Origin of the sequence: Streptococcus sp. D7B5, from assembly GCF_029691405.1 — a bacterium.
Taxonomy (GTDB): domain Bacteria; phylum Bacillota; class Bacilli; order Lactobacillales; family Streptococcaceae; genus Streptococcus.
This window is the reverse complement of sequence record NZ_CP121467.1, coordinates 1782398-1800368: the sequence shown is the minus strand read 5'-3', so window position 1 is coordinate 1800368 and position 17971 is coordinate 1782398. Positions and strand designations below refer to the sequence as shown.

Annotated in this window: 16 protein-coding genes; all 16 read right to left on the bottom strand. The window is 39.9% G+C overall.

Going from position 1 to position 17971, the window contains the following annotated elements; translation table 11 throughout:
* Positions 1 to 15: 15 nt before the first annotated feature.
* Positions 16 to 609, bottom strand: coding sequence for a dTDP-4-dehydrorhamnose 3,5-epimerase family protein (locus P8P68_RS08765; RefSeq protein WP_278275883.1), 594 nt, complete (start codon positions 607 to 609; stop codon positions 16 to 18).
* On the bottom strand, positions 610 to 1479 hold the full coding sequence (gene rfbA, locus P8P68_RS08760) for a glucose-1-phosphate thymidylyltransferase RfbA (protein ID WP_000676122.1): 870 nt from the start codon (positions 1477 to 1479) through the stop codon (positions 610 to 612).
* A 71-nt stretch (positions 1480 to 1550) separates the two neighbouring features.
* The gene (locus tag P8P68_RS08755) at positions 1551 to 2603 is read right to left on the bottom strand and encodes a hypothetical protein (RefSeq protein WP_061852902.1); all 1053 of its coding nucleotides are present in this window, start codon (positions 2601 to 2603) and stop codon (positions 1551 to 1553) included.
* A 27-nt stretch (positions 2604 to 2630) separates the two neighbouring features.
* Positions 2631 to 3734, bottom strand: a complete 1104-nt coding sequence (gene glf / locus P8P68_RS08750; protein ID WP_278275882.1) for a UDP-galactopyranose mutase — start codon at positions 3732 to 3734, stop codon at positions 2631 to 2633.
* 9 nt (positions 3735 to 3743) lie between these two features.
* Positions 3744 to 5156 carry a flippase gene (locus P8P68_RS08745; RefSeq protein ID WP_278275881.1) on the bottom strand — a complete coding sequence of 471 codons (1413 nt, stop codon included), beginning with the start codon at positions 5154 to 5156 and terminating at the stop codon, positions 3744 to 3746.
* Complete coding sequence (locus P8P68_RS08740; protein WP_000915515.1) at positions 5153 to 6313, bottom strand: hypothetical protein; 1161 nt, start codon at positions 6311 to 6313, stop codon at positions 5153 to 5155. Before P8P68_RS08740 ends, P8P68_RS08745 begins: the two co-directional genes overlap by 4 nt.
* Positions 6314 to 6351: 38 nt before the next feature.
* Positions 6352 to 7317 (bottom strand): glycosyltransferase family 2 protein, encoded by a 966-nt coding sequence (locus tag P8P68_RS08735; protein ID WP_278275880.1) that lies wholly within the window; start codon positions 7315 to 7317, stop codon positions 6352 to 6354.
* A gap of 33 nt (positions 7318 to 7350) precedes the next feature.
* On the bottom strand, positions 7351 to 8349 hold the full coding sequence (locus P8P68_RS08730) for a Stealth CR1 domain-containing protein (protein ID WP_278275879.1): 999 nt from the start codon (positions 8347 to 8349) through the stop codon (positions 7351 to 7353).
* A 2-nt stretch (positions 8350 to 8351) separates the two neighbouring features.
* A complete protein-coding gene (locus P8P68_RS08725; RefSeq protein WP_000822224.1) occupies positions 8352 to 9509 on the bottom strand; it encodes a glycosyltransferase family 4 protein in 1158 nt (385 codons plus the stop codon).
* Positions 9510 to 9512: 3 nt separating this feature from the next.
* Positions 9513 to 10685 carry a glycosyltransferase family 1 protein gene (locus P8P68_RS08720; protein WP_278275878.1) on the bottom strand — a complete coding sequence of 391 codons (1173 nt, stop codon included), beginning with the start codon at positions 10683 to 10685 and terminating at the stop codon, positions 9513 to 9515.
* Between the two features lie 30 nt (positions 10686 to 10715).
* Positions 10716 to 12083 carry a sugar transferase gene (locus P8P68_RS08715; RefSeq protein ID WP_278275877.1) on the bottom strand — a complete coding sequence of 456 codons (1368 nt, stop codon included), beginning with the start codon at positions 12081 to 12083 and terminating at the stop codon, positions 10716 to 10718.
* A 22-nt stretch (positions 12084 to 12105) separates the two neighbouring features.
* Entirely contained in the window at positions 12106 to 12798 is a 693-nt protein-coding gene (locus P8P68_RS08710) for a tyrosine-protein kinase (protein ID WP_278275876.1), read from the bottom strand.
* Between the two features lie 9 nt (positions 12799 to 12807).
* Positions 12808 to 13500: a capsular polysaccharide biosynthesis protein CpsC gene (cpsC, locus tag P8P68_RS08705; protein ID WP_000664124.1), complete on the bottom strand. Its 693-nt coding sequence runs from the start codon at positions 13498 to 13500 to the stop codon at positions 12808 to 12810.
* 8 nt (positions 13501 to 13508) lie between these two features.
* Complete coding sequence (gene cps4B, locus P8P68_RS08700) at positions 13509 to 14240, bottom strand: capsular polysaccharide biosynthesis protein Cps4B (RefSeq protein ID WP_000565332.1); 732 nt, start codon at positions 14238 to 14240, stop codon at positions 13509 to 13511.
* Position 14241: 1 nt separating this feature from the next.
* Positions 14242 to 15687, bottom strand: coding sequence for an LCP family protein (locus tag P8P68_RS08695; RefSeq protein WP_000091224.1), 1446 nt, complete (start codon positions 15685 to 15687; stop codon positions 14242 to 14244).
* Between the two features lie 191 nt (positions 15688 to 15878).
* Positions 15879 to 17840 carry a peptide ABC transporter substrate-binding protein gene (locus P8P68_RS08690; protein WP_000594275.1) on the bottom strand — a complete coding sequence of 654 codons (1962 nt, stop codon included), beginning with the start codon at positions 17838 to 17840 and terminating at the stop codon, positions 15879 to 15881.
* Between the last annotated feature and the right edge of the window lie 131 nt (positions 17841 to 17971).

The window sequence follows — 17971 nt, the reverse complement described above, 5'->3', positions numbered from 1 at the left end:
TATTCCTTAACTTTTTTACAAATCTTCTTTTCTTAGTGGTTTGACATCCTTTAGCAGTGGATGATGTTTATCTGCTTCCGAAACTTCTGCTTCTGCTAGGTTTTCCCACTGGATGCCCAAGGTTGGGTCTGCATAGTTGACAAAGGCATATTTAGGCTTGAGTTCAAGTGCCCAGTAGTCATTGACCAGATAGCTATAAGAAACTGTATCCGAGAGTACTTGGAAACCATTGGCCACGCCACGAGGGACAAAGATTCCCTTACTTGCATCAATCTCGGTCTGATAAACATTTCCAAAAGTCTCACCTTCACGTAGGTCAACCCATGAACCCAGAACCTTGCCACCATCTGCTACTGAGATGTACTTATCCCAAGGTTCAGCATGGAGGCCTCGGAGAACATTTTTGCGAGAAAAGCTGACGTTGTTTTGCAGTTTTCCTTCAGCAAAGAAGCTTTCAGGAAAACCAAGTGGTAGCATCTTTTCTTTCTGAAAATTTTCCTTAAACCAGCCACGATTGTCACCATGAACCGGAATGTCAAACTCTAACAAACCTGGAATGGCATCAATCTTGTGCACTGCAAGTGTTTTGCCGAAAAAATTATCTGTCATCTAGATTTCTCCAATCAAACGAAGCAAGTATTGCCCGTATTCATTCTTCTTGAGAGGTTGCGCCAACTTCAGCACATCTTCGCGGCTGATATAACCCATTCGGTAGGCAATTTCTTCCAGATTGGCAACCTGAACATTTTGCATCCTTTGAACCGTTTCGATATATTGGGAGGCCTCTAACAGGCTCTCATGCGTCCCTGTATCCAGCCAGGCAAAACCACGTCCCATAACTTCAACTGACAAATCCCCACGCTTCAAATAAGCATTGTTAACATCTGTGATTTCCAACTCTCCACGAGCACTCGGTTTTATCTGTTTGGCAATCTCCACAACGTCATTGTCATAGAAATAAAGACCTGTCACTGCATAGTTAGAGCGAGGATTCTCCGGTTTTTCTTCTATGGAAATAGCATTCATATCTGTATCAAACTCGACCACACCAAAACGCTCTGGATCCTTCACTTGGTAGCCAAAAACAGTCGCCCCCTTCTCTTTCTTGGCTGCCTTTTGAAGCATTTTGCTCAAACCAGGCCCATGATAGATATTATCCCCCAAGATCAAAGCAACACTATCATCACCGATAAATTCTTCACCGATAAGAAAAGCCTGAGCAAGTCCGTCGGGACTTGGCTGTTCCGCATAGGAAAGCTTGATCCCAAATTCGGAACCATCCAAGAGCAGGTCCTTAAAACGGGGCAAATCCTGTGGTGTTGAGATGATCAAAATGTCCTTAATCCCAGCCAACATCAAGGTTGACAAAGGATAGTAAATCATGGGTTTATCATAAACCGGCATCAGCTGTTTTGACGCAGCTCGAGTAAGTGGGTACAGGCGCGTTCCCGAACCACCCGCAAGAATAATACCTTTCATAATAGGCTTCCTTTCTAGCTAATTACCTATCCTATATTCTATTTCATTTTTTCCCAAATTCCCTAAGGAATTTACTTCAATTTGGATAAGGCAGCTTTTAAATAGGCTCCGTCTCGAAGAGCAGCTCCAACTTTCCTAGCCTGTTCTGAAAGTTCCTTGTAGTCTTGAAGTGTCAAATCATCTAGTACTTTTTGAAGGTCGTGTAGAGAATCAACTGCTAGACCACACTGTTTATCCAGAACAAAATGTGCGAGAGCCGACTCTTTCCAAACCACTAGAGGAAAGCCCGAAGCCAAATAAAGAGAGGCCTTGTGCGAGTTGTTAAAGCGTAGATAGTTTCCGTAAGAACCTTGGCAGGTTTCTGAGCTGTCTCCGTCCCAGACCAAACCAAAACTACCTTCAAGAGCAGCTGGGAGGTCATCCGGCATAAAGGAACCAAAGTAGGTGGTGTTTTTCAATGCACGACTTTCATCATAGCCCACCCCATACAAGTTATAGGCTGGCTGGTCTGGCAAGTTATAAAGATAACCTGACTTTGCAGGGTTCAAATTTCCAGCTACGATAATAGGCTGGTCTTTTTGGAGATTTGGTTTTTCAGCAAAGTTTGGAATCAGGTAGTCAAAAATTTCCAAGCTAACCATTTTATCTGCTGGCACTCCTTGACCTACCAGAACTTTCTTCATGATATCGTTATGAACGATAATGCCATCCACTGACATCAAAGCTTTCTTTTCCTGGAAGTAATTGCGCACTTTATGACGGAATTTCACTTCCGAACCTGCTGCATGACGCAAGGTTTCAATATCATGGATCAAAAGATAGAATTTTGCTCCTCTCTTTTGCGCCTGCTTAATGAGTTGTGAGATGAAAAATGTATGGTGGATAATAGGGAACTGAATCACCAATTCATCTCCGGCTCCCAACTGATCAAACACAGACTTGGTCGCACGATATTTGTGTTGTTGAGCTTTAAAGAAATTCATCTTATACCAATTCTCAACCTTGAGCTCCAACCCCTCATAACCCTCTGAGATTAGAATAGCTTCCACGTCATTTCGCGCCTTACTCCCTGCATTCTTTTCATGTGCATTATGCAGAAATGAATCCTTCAGATAATATTTCACCTTTTCTCCCCTTTATCTGTGATGTTCTTAGATGCTCCCTAGTTCTTCTTCTACCACATTCAATGCACGTTCAACAGTCACATGCATATCATAGTATTTATAATCTGCCAAGCGACCACAGAAGATAACGTGGCCATTTTTCTCAGCTTCTGCTAGATACTGCTCATAAATAGCATTGTTTTTGGCATCATTGATTGGATAGTAAGGTTCATCTCCTCTTTTCCAATCTGCTGGATATTCACGAGTAATAACGGTCTTGGCTTGAGTCCCAAACTCAAAATGTTTGTGTTCGATGATTCGCGTATAGGGAATATCACGTTCAGTATAGTTGACTACAGCATTTCCTTGATAATTTTCTTGATCCAAAATCTCATGCTCAAAACGGAGACTACGATACTCTAGTTCACCAAACTTGTAGTCAAAGAACTGATCAATCATCCCTGTGAAGACAATCTTAGTTGCTGAAGCCTCCAAGTTCTCCCGATCAGTAAAGAAATCTGTATTAAGCTCTACTTCGATTCCTTCCAACAACTTTTCGATGATGACATTGTAACCACCAATCGGAATTCCTTGGTAACGGTCATTGAAATAATTGTTATCATAGGTCAATCGAACAGGTAAACGCTTGATGATAAAGGGTGGTAGTTCAGTAGCAGAACGCCCCCATTGCTTTTCGGTGTAGCCCTTGATTAGCTTTTCATAGACATCCATACCAATCAACTTAATGGCTTGTTCCTCTAAGTTTTTAGGCTCAACATCTTGCATGTGTGTCGTCTGCTCAGCAATCTTGTCCTTGACTTCTTGGGGTGTCTTTGTCCCCCACAAAGCATAGAAAGTGTTCATATTGAAAGGCAGATTGTAAAGATGTCCTTGATAGTTGGCAATAGGAGAATTGATATAATTGTTAAACTCCGCAAACTGATTGACATATTCCCATACCTTTTTATTAGATGTATGGAAGATATGAGCCCCATACTTGTGGACATTGATTCCTTCAACAGATTGGCAATAGATATTCCCACCAATATGTTCTCGTTTATCAATCACCTTCACCTTCTTGCCACGTTTGTTAGCTTCGTAGGCAAAGATTGCACCTGACAAGCCAGCACCGACAATCAAATAATCGTACATAAAATCTCCTTATTTCTTTAAAACACTTTTTAGTTCTTGAAAATCCAAGACACGTAAGAGCAAAACCAAGCCGCCATAGACTAGGAAGCCAAGCAGAGAATAGATCAAGACATTCACAACAGACGAGAAGTGCATGAAAGCTTGTACAGAATACAAAGCGCCGTACATCAAGAGAGCAGCTAAAAATATTTTTAGCATAGATGGAAGGATCTTGACCTCTTTTAGATACGAACGTGTAAAGTAGAGTTGGATCAGCCAAACTAAACCTTCTGTCGCAACAGATACGATCGACGCCCCAATATAGCCCAGAGGCGGGATTAAAAGGAGATTCAAGCCTACACTGAAAATAGCTGGAATAGTTGTTGACAGCATAAATTCACGATTCTTATTATGAGGAATCAAGATTTGAATTCCCATTATATTGGTCCAGCCAATAAAGAACATTCTAAAGACCATGATGGCAATCGCATAGCGAGCATCTTGGAAGTCTTGCCCTAGGAAAAAATTAACAAAATCTTTGTTAACAATCAAAATCCCCGCAATCATCGGAAAGATGACCAAGTTATACACTAAGAAAGACATTTCATGTAGCTTGTTAACCACCTTTTGATTGCCTGATGAGAGAAGATTAGAGACCCGAGGCAACATGACACTACCTAGGGACGTTACCAAGGTTAACAAAATATTCAATAATTTCAAGGCTTGATCATAGATTCCAACATCCTTTGTCGAAGACAAGGCACCCAACATGGTGCGATCTAGCGTGATGTAGAGCGAAATGGCAATCTGTGGCAGAAACAAGAGAATAACTGGTTTGATATGCTCTTTGGCATAGGCTATATCCAGATGCGGCTTGCGAATGTGTTCCCGAGCAGGAAGCCACATACTCAACTGACCTAGTAGATCATAGGCAACCAAGAGGATGATATACAAGTACAAGTCGGATGGTTTCTTAACAAATAGGAATATCGAAACAACACCTAGAAGTTTGACCATTGTGTTACGAGTTGTGATTTTTTTGAAATCTTCTAACCCTTGAAAAAGCCAAGAAATATCAAAACCGCGAGACAGCAAACTAAAGCCAAGTATATAGGCAATTGGATTGTTCATCGACGGCACAAGCAAGCAGACAATGATATAAAGCGTAACCGCTAAACAGGTTGAAAGGACTTGTAAACTGTAAATGCCCCAGAAGGTCTTTTCGACTTCCTTACGATGGCCAGAAATTTCCTTGGTCCCATAATTCGCTACTCCCAGCGTCGCTAGTAGGATAAAATAAGTCACGATGGAGTTATAGTATCCATAGGAACCCAAATCATCCGAAGAGAAAACCCGGGTGATATAGGGAGTTGTAATCACAGGTAAGACGATGACAAGTAACTGATAGGACAGATTGTACAAATAATTTTTTAAAACTCTCACACAGCTTCCCTCATCTCAGATTTTTCCTCTTTAAATTCCATCACTGGAATAGTAGCAAAGAGAAGGAACATAAAGATATTGTATGATGGACGAACCCAGAAGGCCTCAAACATACAGTTGACTGCTATTAAGGATAAGGCCGTCAATAGCAAATAATTCTTTTTGCGATAAAGTGACCAAGACCTAACTATGTATAACACGACCAATAAGAGAACTGGAATCATCCCATAGGTAAAGAGCATCTGAACGTAGGAAGAGTCTACATAGTCGTAGCTCAAAACGGATTCTGTACGCCCCCCATAACCGACAAATGATATGCCCCGAATCCCAAACCACTGCACTGCATATTTTTTTAGTGCCTCATGTCCTAGGTGTAATCTCATACTAAAAAAATTGTTTAAAGCCACATACATTGGATGAGACCAGGTAAATTTAGAAGAGAGATAAATCATTACTGAAGACGCTATACCAGCCGATAAAGGAAGTAAAGCAAAAAGCCGTCGCTGTCTATCATTTCGGAAATAAAAGTACAGAAAAATGAGCGCCATTACAGTAATAGAAGCGGCATTAAGCCTCGCATCGCAATATCGAATAATGAAATAAGCCAGACCAAATCCTAAGGCAGTCCGTAAAATAATGAATTTCTTTCTAAAGATATACGATATAGCTGTATATAGATAAAAACAGTGAGAAGCAAAATCAGTTGGATAAATAAAGCCAAATGAATTTCGAACAACGACTCCCGCAGATCGTGATTGGACAAATTGCAAGTTTGGAATAGCACCAATCACGGCCAAGAGCACTATCAATACAATAAAAAACAAGGCTACAACAGAGTATATTTTAAGTACACTTTCCATCTCAGCCTTGTAAAGAAAGACAAGCAGAAACATATACATCAATGCATTAAGGTTCCCAGTCTTATAGTAAACCATGCCCCCAGCAAAAAGAAGAATTGGTGCAAAGATGAGATAGCTTATAGAGTAGTGATGAATATAAGCAAATCGCATAGCAAGTAACAGGACTGCAAAAAAAGGAACTACATTAGGAATATTAGGTAAAACAGGAGCTAACATAGACGTATTGATCATATCTATGGAGACAACCACTATTAAAACTGCTGCAATTAGCAATTTATCACGTTCTAACTTTAACATTTTCTTTTTCCTTTTCTTCTTTCATCCCTAACTCTTACTTAGGATTTTTTTAACTTTTTAAATTGATAATAGAGCCGCGGATACTTAGTAATTAAAACATAGAGGATCCTACGTTTCTTGCTAACTCTAGCATTCTTCAAGACAAGAGGCAAATAAGGCCTGGTTTTCTCCTGAAGTCTCTTGAATTCTACCGAATCCCCATCCTTAATCATCGTAAAGATAAGAAGACTTCCTGTAAAGAAGCGAGAAATAATGGCTTCTTGGAGTTCTGAACTCTCAGAATAGGTTGCATTCACAACCTCTTTTAAATGATCAATTGCTTCGTAAAACTCGTATTGTTTTGGTGTGAAAGCCGAGGCAGTAATGCTACCAGGTCTATGGTAATAATGGTAAATCGGAAGATGGTACAAAGCCACGGATTGGGCTTGATTGAGATGCTCACTGATGACATAGAGGTCTTCGTAGATGCGCCCCTTGGGGAAGGGAGCTTTCTCAAGAAGTTCTTTCCGATAGAGTTTCCCACAAGCAGAGACCGTTACAAGGTTTCCGTAGAGCATCTCAGTCAGAGCCTTTGCCTTGTCATAAACCTTAACTTGATCTAGATCAAGCTGATCCAAGTGGAAGTTCTGATAACGATGATAGTGAGCTGTCGGCTCTACTTTACCACTAACCATATCTGCTTGGGTACGACCTTGTAGCTCTGCTAGCAGTTCCAAGGCGCAAGGTTCCAAATAGTCATCCGGATCTAGGAAGGTGATCCAGTCACCCTTGGCTTTCAAGACCCCATAGTTGCGAGCATCAGATAAACCACCGTTGACCTTGTGGTAGCTCGTCACCCAATCATACTGCTGGGCATACTGGTCACACAAGAGTCCTGAGCCATCACTCGATCCGTCATCAATCAAGAGGACCTCCATATCCTTGTATGTCTGATGTTCCAAACTCTCCATAGCATAATGAAGGTAGTCCTCCACATTGTAAACAGGTACAATTACCGAAATCATCTATTTTTTCTTTCTCTTACTTATTTTTTCAGTTTAAATCTCAAATGAGCTTTTATCTGGAAGCAGTTGGTCCATAGCCTTGACGAAGTCTGTCATCACCTGTTCCTCATCTTGAATGTTGTGTCCGTCATTGATACACATAATTTGGTATTTACCAGAATTCAGTAGCTTCCAAAAATCTGGTCCGGCATTATCCAAAGAAAAGAGTCCCCCTAACTTAGGATTTCCGATAGCGTATTGACCACTAGCGATCTGCCAATATTTAAAGAGCCAAACATTGGTATCAGAGGGACTTCTGAAGCGACTCGCTGAGGTTGTCTCCAAAACTGCTTTTTCCTTTTCCCATACCAAGTCCATTGTTGATTTTAGTAGGGGATAGGGCAGGTGACTCTCCCAGAAACCACAGATAAACTGACTATTTCTGTATACTAGCGACTTAACAATACTCTTTAATCCCTGCTTAGGATCAAAGAATTGTCCATTCTTCAAAATTTCATTTCGACTGAAATAGCTAGTGACAATCTCCATGTCATTTATCTGAAAATTCCCCGTCCCATATCTTTCAGGAATAATCGGAGAAAGAGCCGTATTATATTTGGGTAAACCATCCCCTGAGAAAAAATCTGTCGGTTCAACTGGAGCCGTCAAATACATATCGTCATTAAAAAAGACAAAGTGCTCAGAGAGACCAGGAATGCGATGGATATTACTTTCGATCGGATTGGCAGAAAAAACTGGTAGGTAATCCTTACAGATAATCTCTGTATGATCTACCAAGACCAATTTTTCACTGTTTATATCTAACCAGCTTGGCTTTTGCTGGTCGGTCACGAGGTAGATCTTATTGACCCAAGGAGCAAATCTTTCAACTCCTCTAAACCAATATTTAAAGGTCCCCCATTCTCGGTAAGCCTTGACTGAATTCATACTCTGTTTAGAAGTATTAACCGATCCATCATAGCTTGATTTTTTTTCTTGCCACACAGGATCATTCCCATCAACCCAAGTCACAACAAAATCTATTTTATTCATAACTAATCTTTTCTATCTGTTTTATACAACTCCGAAAAGTTCTTGATGTAACTCTCCAAAGAAAACAGCTCTTTTTGTCTCTGATATCCTACTCGCCCAAATTTTTCTCTTTTTTCAGAACTATCTAGTAAGAGAGAAATGGCATTAGAAAGTTCTTGAGGACGATTTGGTTTGACTAAGCAACCACTTTTGTCATCTACTACCATTTCAGCTATTCCCCCATTGTTATAACCAACAACTGGTTTTGAACAAGCCATGGCTTCTAGGACTACTGTAGGTAGGGAATCAGGTTTTATACTTGGTAAGACAAAGATATCAAACATATTATAAAGTTCAGAAGTCTTATCGTAGTAATCAATACGATGAATTTGTGACACAACAGATGAAGAAGCTATTCTCTTATCTAGTTCTTCTAAGCGCCATTCTTCACCAGGAAAAACACCTCCAGCCAGGAAAGCCACCGCTTGCTCATTCTTTTCCAAAAGTGGCTCGACTGCTTCTATGAAATCATTTTGTCCTTTAATAGCATTGACCCGACCAATCATGCCAATCACAAGTGCATCTTGCGCAATGTCAAATTTTTCACGAATAGAAGACGCATCCATTGGATAATAGACAGCATTATCGACACCGTTATAAATCACTTCCACTTGGCTATCTTTGATAAAGGGAGACTGCTTGATATGATTAGCGACCGCTTGGGACACCGTCACAATCTTGTCTGCATATCGTCCCATGAGCATATTGATAAAGTCAGAAATAGCTTTGGGTTTGACGATAATCTCATGAACATGCCAAATCAAAGGCAGCTTGAGCTTGCGTTTCAAATAGATGCCCTCCAAAACAGCCGCTGTATTATTGTGAACCATATCTATACTGTGTTCTCGAGCATAGAGGGCGATTTGCTTAGCATAGAAATTATAAGAGCGAATATAGTCGGCAATGCCTTTAGGATTAAAGTATTTTCTACGTAAAATCGGATAATCCAACACGCTGACCTTAGCTCCAACTTGGCGCAAAGCCTCGACTAAAACACCATCATTTGGCAGGATGACGTGAGCTTCAAATTCTTTGGAATCCAACCCTTTAATCAATTCCAATAAAACCTTATCTGCTCCATACATTTCTGCACCAGCATGCAAGTATAAAATCCGTTTCATTCCCTATCCTTTAAACACTTCTTCATAATCTGACACAATCTTTTCCCATGTGAAAGCCGAGAGGATTCTTTGACTTGACTTGAAATCCAAGTCAGTTATTGCTGCCTGATCAAATCCTTCTACTTCCTCAATGACACGTGCCAACTCATCTTTTTTCCAATAAATGGCCCCGTCTTCACCAACCTCACGGTTAAAGCCAACATCTAGCAACAAATTTAGTTTTGTGGATGCTAAAGCTTCCAATAGAGAAGGGTTGGTTCCTCCAACCTCATGCCCATGGAAATAGGCAAAGGCATTTTCACGAATGTATTTGAGCAACTCTTGGTCATAGACCGTACCGACAAATTTAACCCTAGGATCTTTGTCAAAACCAGTATCCCGTAACAACTGGTCGTAAAATTTATTCTGCTCCACATTTGTGATGAGAACAAAGTCCTTTTTGGACTTGGACTTGATAAATTCACGAATCATAGCTTCGTAGTTATTTTCAGGAACGAATCTCCCCACCACTAGATAATAGCCATTTTCGCTGACTCCTTTTTCCTTATACCAATCCCGAACTTTGGCATCTTCTGCTTTCAGGATTGAAGGGGTAGTATCTGTCCCATAGGCAATATAGGTGGTCTTTGGCTGATACTGTTTATAGTCCTCTTGGATATATTGTTCAATATTCTTACTGTCACAGACCAGTAAATCTGCATGTTTGACCATGAGCTGCTCTGAAAATTTCCAATACTTACGAACTGGTAAACTCCATTTTGCTCGCAACCATTCATGACCATCAGGATTTACCAGCAAAGAGCCACCAATGGCACGAATTTTTTTCTTAAGTCCAGAAATAAAAGGACCGATGCGACAAGCTAGAATGTAAAAAATGGGAGCCTCGTCCTTGTTTTCCTTAGCCAATTCAATAGCCTTGTTGACCGCTGCAATATCGTAAGCGATGGCGCGGGCCGGTCCGATATTGGGTACATTGATGTTGAAGCAAATGGCTCCATTGTGCTCAAACTGGTCTTCCTTAATACCAGACTTGGCAGAATTTTCACGCATACAAGCAACATAGTATTGTATGTTGCTGTCTTTTTGATATTCGGTTAATTTTTCAACAAAGGTTTCAAATCCTCCATACTTGGCAGGAATCCCCTTTGAACCAATGATATAAACTGACTTTTTCATCTCTCTCCTAACAGGACTGAAGGGCAGAAATTACTTTGCCCCATCTCTCATAAATACAACTTTAACGGTCTTTAACAATATTTCAATATCTTTCCAAATAGTCCAATCATCAATATAGGCCACATCTAATTTAACAACTTCATTGAAATCCTTGATCTCACTTCGCCCGCTGACTTGCCACAAGCCTGTTATCCCAGGTTTAAAACTCAATCGACGTTTTTGCTCAGGAGTATATTTCTCATACTCATCCACTGTTGGGGGACGGGTTCCGACCAGACTCATATCTCCCATTAAAACATTCCAAAACTGCGGTAACTCATCTAGGCTGGTCTTACGAATAAAGCGACCAATTGGAGTGATACGAGGATCATCATCGACCTTAAACATGCCCCCCTGCATAGTATTTTGCGCCAAAAGTTCTTGTTTCCGCTGCTCAGCATTCACGCACATAGATCTAAATTTATAGAAAGTGAAATGTCGACCATTTTTCCCAATACGCGTTTGAGAAAAAATCGCTGGCCCACCATCTTGTCGAATCATCGGAACCAAAACAATGCTCACCAAACCACAAATAATCAAGCCGACAATCGAACCGACAATATCAATGAAACGTTTGGCAATGACATGACTGGTCTTATAAAATTTTGTAGAAAACGTGATAACATTCAGCCCTGCCATCCCACGAATCTTTTTATCACTACCTAGATAGTTATTAAAAGCATTCAGATTAACTGTAACATCAATTCCCATTGTCTCAAAAAGTGAGATAAACTCCCCGATGTCGTACTCTTCACTTGGTAGATTGATAAAGACCTCATCGACAACTTCATGAGTAGCAAAGTCTAAGATATTCTCAGCAGGTACAACGGTTAAGGTTTGATGCCGAAAATCAGGCTGGTCTAAAACACTGACCGCCACCAAATTCCAAAAAATTTCTCCCGACTCTATCAGCCTATCGATGACTTTTTCAACCCTAGAGGTCGCTGTTATCAAGAATATCTTCTTACTCCCCTTGAGATTTGGAAAGATGCTTTTTCTATAGCGTTTAATGCATAGATTCAACAAATACAACAGAATAGAGTGTATTGTCAAAAAATAAATCATTCCTCGTCTAGAGATACTAAAACGATCTTCTAAGAAAAAATTCGAAATACTGATAGCTAAAGCAAAGAACACGATATACTTTGTCGTGTTGATAAACTCTGCTAAATAACCCCTTTTAAAAAAATCATGCCCATAATCACTGATATAAAAAATAAAAAAATGAAGAATGAACAAGATAATAACAGAAGTATTTACAATCTCTGTTTCCTTAACAAAACTAAGTAAATAAGCTAATAAAATGACAAGAAAACTCTGGATTGTCGCCAAAGTAATCTTCAATCCCTTTTCTTCCATAATATCTTCCCTAAACTATTTATTATTTTTTGCCATAATTCCCATAGTTTCCATATGCTCCATAGGAGCCATATTTTTCAACTGAAGTATTGAGTTTATTAAGCACAACTCCTAAGAATGGTTTGCCTGTTTGTTCGAGTTGTTCTTTAGCTTTTTGGACATCACGACGATTTGTTTCACCAGCAGCAGTTACTAAAACAGAAGCGTCACACTTCTGCGTGATAATCGCTGCATCGATAACAACTCCAATCGGAGCAGTATCTACAACGATGTAGTCAAAGTACTTGCGTAAGGTGTCAATCATGGTCGCAAAATTTTCACTTTGTAACAAAGCTGTTGGGTTTGGTGATACAGAGCCCGCTTGAATGACAAACAAATTTTCAACATTGGTTTCACATAAACCTTGTGATAGGTCTGTTGTACCTGACAAAAACTCTGTTAGACCTGTAATTTTTTCCCGTGATTTAAAGACACCTGACATGACTGAATTACGGATATCCGCATCAATCAACAGCGTCTTATAGCCCGCACGAGCGAAAGCCCAAGCAATATTGGTAGAAGTTGTTGATTTTCCTTCTCCTGGTTTGACAGAGGTAATGGAAATCACTTTCAAGTTATTCCCACTCAATTGAATATTGGTGCGAAGGGCATTGTAGTATTCTTCTGCTTTTCTTGCCAAATCTAATTTTTTTTGTGCAATTTCTAACGTTGGCATTTTTCTCTCCTATTTCAATTTATCCAAATTTGGAACTACTCCCAATAGTGCAATTTGCATCACGTCCTCAATATCTTCTGGACGTTTCACTCGTGTATCTAAGAGCTCAACTAGGAGAACCGTAACAACCATTACAACTGCGCCAGCAAGAAATCCAACCATGGTATTGCGACGGATATTTGGAGACGATGGGGATGTTGCAGGACGAGCTTCTTCAAGCGTTGTCACATCTGAAACTCGCGTGACACTGATGATTTTTTGGGCAGCAACCTCTCTCAAAGAGTTAGCGATGCGGCTCGCTTCTTCAGGCAAACGATCTGTCACAGAGATAGAAACAATACGCGTATCCACTGGAACTGTTACCTTAATTTTACTAGCTAGACCTTTTGGAGGGAGATCTAGTTTCAAATCAGTCGCAACTTTTTCTAAAACGTCTTGCGAGAGAATGATTTCACGATAGTCTTTTACCAGGTAAGATCCAGCTTGCAAGTCTTGGTTGGTCAAACCTGGCTTATCTCCCTGATTACGGTTGACCACATAAATTCGGGTCGTACTCGTAAACTCCGGCTTCACAATAAAACTACTGTAGGCAAATGCTACTGTCCCTGTCACGAATGCTACCAAAGCAATTAAAAATTTTCGTTTCCAAAGGATTTTAAGTAAGTGAAATACATCGATTTCCATCATATTTTGTTCTTTCATTTTTTCTCCTAAATCAATTGATCCATTATTATTTTTCGGGGATTATCCTTAAAAAGTTCCTTAGCCTTATCTTCACTGTATTTTTTGGCAATGATATCATAGGCTTCCTCCATATGAGGAGGTCTGTGATCCAAGTTGTGCATATCACTTGCGATCACGTGAACCAGATCTCGTTCCAAGAAATACTGAGCTCTCTTTTTCATGAATTTATAAGTTTCTCCGAAGAGTTTAGGTTTCAAGACATGAGAACTATTGACTTGAGTATAACATCCCATATCAATCAGCTCTCGCACGCGCTGCTCATTGTTTTCTAAAGCATCGTAACGTTCAATGTGGGCAATGATGGGTGTAATGCCTAACATTAGAATATTACTCAGCCCCTTATGCATATCCCGATAGGGTGTATTCATACTAAACTCAATCAAAGCATAGCGACTATCGTTGAGGGTCGGGATTAATTTCTTTTCTAACTTCTCAACAACATCTGGCGTATAGTAGATTTCTGCCCCATAGGCAATGATTAAGTTATCCGCAACTTCCTTAGCCATTTCTCGCACCTTTAGAAAGTTAGTCGCGATTTTTTCTTCAGGAGTTTCGAACATCCCTTTTCGTCTATGCGAAGTGGAAACGATTGTCCTCACTCCTTGACTGTAGGCCTCTCTAAGAAGTTTTTTACTTTCCTCTATCGACTTTGGACCATCGTCCACATCAAAAACGATGTGCGAATGAATATCGATCATGCTACTTGCCCTCCATCACATCATTGATAGCAGCTTTCGCAGCGGCCAAGCTACTTTCATCAATTTCCATCATGTAGAGGTTACTATCTGGCATAGCGTATGAAGGAAGATCCGTGCGTCCAGTTCCTTTCAAGTCTTGAGAGTTGACTTTGTAGTTCCCACCACTCTCCAATTGAGTATTAACCAGATCCATCATGGTTTCCAAAGGCATATTGGTCTGAAGAGAATCTTGCAATCCCTTGATGATGTTATCGTAGTTTTTTAAAGCCTCAGTTGACGTCAACTTCTGAATAATAGCTACAATAACCTTTTGTTGGTTTCGACCACGGTCACGATCTCCATCTGCTAGAGAGTAGCGCTCACGGACAAAACCAAGAGCCTGCTCAGAGTCTAGATGAACATTCCCAACTGGGAAATGGAACTTCCCGTGTAAAGATGTGAAATCTTGGTCATTATAAACATCTACGCCACCTAAAAGGTCAATCAACTTCAAGAAAGAAGTGAAGTTCAAACGGACGTAGTAATTGATATCCACACCATATAGGTTTTCCAGGGTATGAATCGACGAGTCTACTCCATAAATCCCTGCATGGGTCAATTTGTCCTTTTGATTGTTTCCTCCATCCGCAATCGGAACATAGGAATCACGAGGAGTTGTAGTGAGAAGGATTTTTTTGGTATCACGGTTCACTGTCATCAAAATATTTACATCTGAACGCGAAACTGAACTAATCGGACCATAGGTATCAATACCACTCACATAAATATTGAAAGCTTTATTCTTCGATACCTTTGGTGCCGCAACATCCTTAGTTAATTGTTTTGTATAGATTTTTTTGATTTTTGAAGCATAATCTGGATACTCTACTTCAATGATATTTTCAAAGACACTATTTAAGACAATTGCTTTCGTTTCACCAGAAAGCAGACTCTTATAAGCTGCTAGGTAAGAAGTCGCTTTCTCAACTGTCAAGTCCTTACTCTGGCTGGTCTTAATATCTGCTAACAACTTTTGAATATTGTCATTGTCTGTCTCTGTTGGCCCCGTAACCGTATCCAGTTGAGTCACATTATTGATCTCACTATCTTTCAAAACGACCACACTGATTGAATACTCTGAGTAATTTGACGTCGAATTGATATGATTGGTAAAACCGACAAACTGTTGCAAAGCATAGAGAGAAACTGAACTAACTAAGATGGCAAGCGTCAAAAAGAAGACCGTAAACTTCTCAGCTTTTTTATAAACAATCAGCAGTAGTCCTACTAAAGCAGCTAATAAAATGAGAACTGCAGAAATAATATTCAAGTATCTAAAGGCTAAAATGTTGTGTCTAAAAATCAAGAACAGCAAAAAACCACTCAATAATAAATAAATGGTTGCTAAAACTATATTAATATTTCGTTTCACATTCCCTAAACGAGCTCTCTTTGAACGTCTACTCATGATAATCCCCTATACACGTTAATAGTTATAAATATTATATCACAATCATGATGGAAATTCCATCCATCCTTGCTATTTTCAGCGTTTTCATTCGTTTTTGTTCTCTTAAGTTGCTCTAAAATATGGGCAAAGTTCCGAATACCATTCTACACAAAAAGACAAGGCGCTCAGGGGCAACCTTGTCTGTAATCTTATTTTACGTGGTTTTCAAACTCTTTTTGGCTCTTTTCGATAGCCTTTTTACTTTCTTCTTCCCACTTAGCCTTGGCTTCATCAAATTGTTTCTTGGTAACAGGGTCTTTTTGTAATCTCATGTACTTATAATTATTTCCGTCACCCTTGATTCCCACTAGGGAGTAGGCACGTGTAAACGGAGTTACTTTGGTTACAGAGGCTGTACCACCATTTGACATAGCAGACATAACTAGAGAATTGTCAATCATCCAAGCTTGAGCTTCAGCGTATTTTTCATAACGCTTAGCGACATCTTTATTCTCAGCATCTGCTTCTTTCAGGAGTTGTGTATAGGTATCGAGCCCCAAACTCTTAATGAGCTCTTGGTCTTCCTTGGCATCAAGACCAAAAATCTTGAGATAGAAGCCAGTTTCAGCATTGAAGGGGTCTAGATAAGTCGATGGATCCTGGTAATCACCAACCCAACCATCAAAGTTTAGGTCGTAGTCACGAGCTGCTGGATTTGGTGCTAAGAAAGCAACATTTCCAAAGTCATCTGTAGAAAGCTGTTGAACATCAATGACGATATTGTCAGAACCTAGTACTGTTTCAAGGGTTTGTTTAACCGAGTTCATACCAGAAACCGCATTTTTGTTTGTCTGATCAACAGGGACATCCAAATGGATTGGGAAAGTCACACCTTGGGCTTCCAATTCCTTTTTAGCTTCCGCAAATTTTGCTTGGGCCTTTTCCTTGTTAAAGTAGGCATCTTGAGCATCTGCCAAATTGATACCTGACCACTCAGTTCCGTAGTTCACAAGCTTAGAAGCTGTTACTTCTCCAAAGGTCTTATCTCCCACCTGGACAAATGTTGGGGGAACCAGAGTATTACGAAGGGTTTTGCTCGCTGCTTCTTCACCGTTAGATTGAGCAGAGTAGGCTGTTCGATCAATTCCAAAGTTGATAGCCTGACGGAAATTTTTATTTAAGATAGCTGTTTGAGCTGATTTCTTTTGTTCGTCCGTTGTTTTAGCGGTATGATTATAGGTTTTGCGGTTGACGTTAAAGTTAAAGTACCAAGATGTCTTGTCTTGTAAGCTATAGACGATATTGTCTTGGTATTTTTCTTTTGTCTTAGCATAGTTCGAACTATTTGGATAGACTCCTGCAATCGAGTAAGCACCACTTTCAAAGTTTCGAATGGTCATCTCCTGATCTGACCCATCAAAGTAAGCTAACTTAACTTTTTCAATGGTTACTTTATCATGATCATAATAGTGTGGATTCTTCACATATTCGATCGAAGATTTTGATGTGAAATCTTTTAACAGATAGGGACCGTTATAAAGGATACTGTCTGGTGTCAAGGTACCAAAGTCTTTATCTTTTGATTTCAAAAACTCTTCGTTGACTGGGAAAAGAATACTATTGGTTGTCTTAGAGTTCCAATAAGGTTCTGGTCGAGTCAAGGTGTACTCGACTGTGTAATCATCCAAGGCTTTGACACCAACAGTTGAAAAATCATTGGTCACACCCGTCACATAGTCATTCAATCCCTTGATTGAATTTTGGATCAGATCCATAGCTTGTCCCTTGTTGTCCGCGGCATATTTGATCCCAGTGACAAAATCCTGAGCTTTAACTGAAGCATATTCCTCACCATCAGCTGTATACCACTTGGCATCTTTTCTAAGCTTGTAGGTATAGGTCAAACCATCTGATGAAACAGACCAATCCTCCGCAAGAGCAGGTACGAGGTTCCCATAGCTGTCATTTTCTAACAAACCATCTACGAGATTGGTAATAACGGCAGTGTTATCCGCATAATAATCTAGAAGATAGTTAAAAGTTGTCGGATTTGCACTAAATGTTGATGAATAAGTGCTAGTATCTGTATTGGACTGTCCACATGACGAGAGCAAAATACCTGTCGCTAAGACAAGACCTGTCCCGATTAGTCTTTTTTTCATTTTGATCATCATTCACTCCTTTATGTCACTTTTTATAACATAACCATATTTTATCAAATTTATTCAAAAATGTAAAGTTGCTGCTTTTATGACAACTGGTGTCTCAAAACAAAAAGGAAGCACAGTTTCCTGCAACTTCC

Excerpts from the sequence above, each read along its gene's own strand:
- P8P68_RS08725 (WP_000822224.1), bottom strand. The coding sequence starts at position 9,509 with ATGAAACGGATTTTATACTTGCATGCTGGTGCAGAAATGTATGGAGCA.
- rfbA (WP_000676122.1), bottom strand. The coding sequence starts at position 1,479 with ATGAAAGGTATTATTCTTGCGGGTGGTTCGGGAACGCGCCTGTACCCA.
- P8P68_RS08710 (WP_278275876.1), bottom strand. The coding sequence starts at position 12,798 with ATGCCAACGTTAGAAATTGCACAAAAAAAATTAGATTTGGCAAGAAAA.
- glf (WP_278275882.1), bottom strand. The coding sequence starts at position 3,734 with ATGTACGATTATTTGATTGTCGGTGCTGGCTTGTCAGGTGCAATCTTT.
- P8P68_RS08690 (WP_000594275.1), bottom strand. The coding sequence starts at position 17,840 with ATGATCAAAATGAAAAAAAGACTAATCGGGACAGGTCTTGTCTTAGCG.
- P8P68_RS08765 (WP_278275883.1), bottom strand. The coding sequence starts at position 609 with ATGACAGATAATTTTTTCGGCAAAACACTTGCAGTGCACAAGATTGAT.
- P8P68_RS08695 (WP_000091224.1), bottom strand. The coding sequence starts at position 15,687 with ATGAGTAGACGTTCAAAGAGAGCTCGTTTAGGGAATGTGAAACGAAAT.
- P8P68_RS08735 (WP_278275880.1), bottom strand. The coding sequence starts at position 7,317 with ATGATTTCGGTAATTGTACCTGTTTACAATGTGGAGGACTACCTTCAT.
- P8P68_RS08720 (WP_278275878.1), bottom strand. The coding sequence starts at position 10,685 with ATGAAAAAGTCAGTTTATATCATTGGTTCAAAGGGGATTCCTGCCAAG.
- P8P68_RS08740 (WP_000915515.1), bottom strand. The coding sequence starts at position 6,313 with ATGTTAAAGTTAGAACGTGATAAATTGCTAATTGCAGCAGTTTTAATA.
- P8P68_RS08730 (WP_278275879.1), bottom strand. The coding sequence starts at position 8,349 with ATGAATAAAATAGATTTTGTTGTGACTTGGGTTGATGGGAATGATCCT.
- P8P68_RS08715 (WP_278275877.1), bottom strand. The coding sequence starts at position 12,083 with ATGGAAGAAAAGGGATTGAAGATTACTTTGGCGACAATCCAGAGTTTT.
- cpsC (WP_000664124.1), bottom strand. The coding sequence starts at position 13,500 with ATGAAAGAACAAAATATGATGGAAATCGATGTATTTCACTTACTTAAA.
- cps4B (WP_000565332.1), bottom strand. The coding sequence starts at position 14,240 with ATGATCGATATTCATTCGCACATCGTTTTTGATGTGGACGATGGTCCA.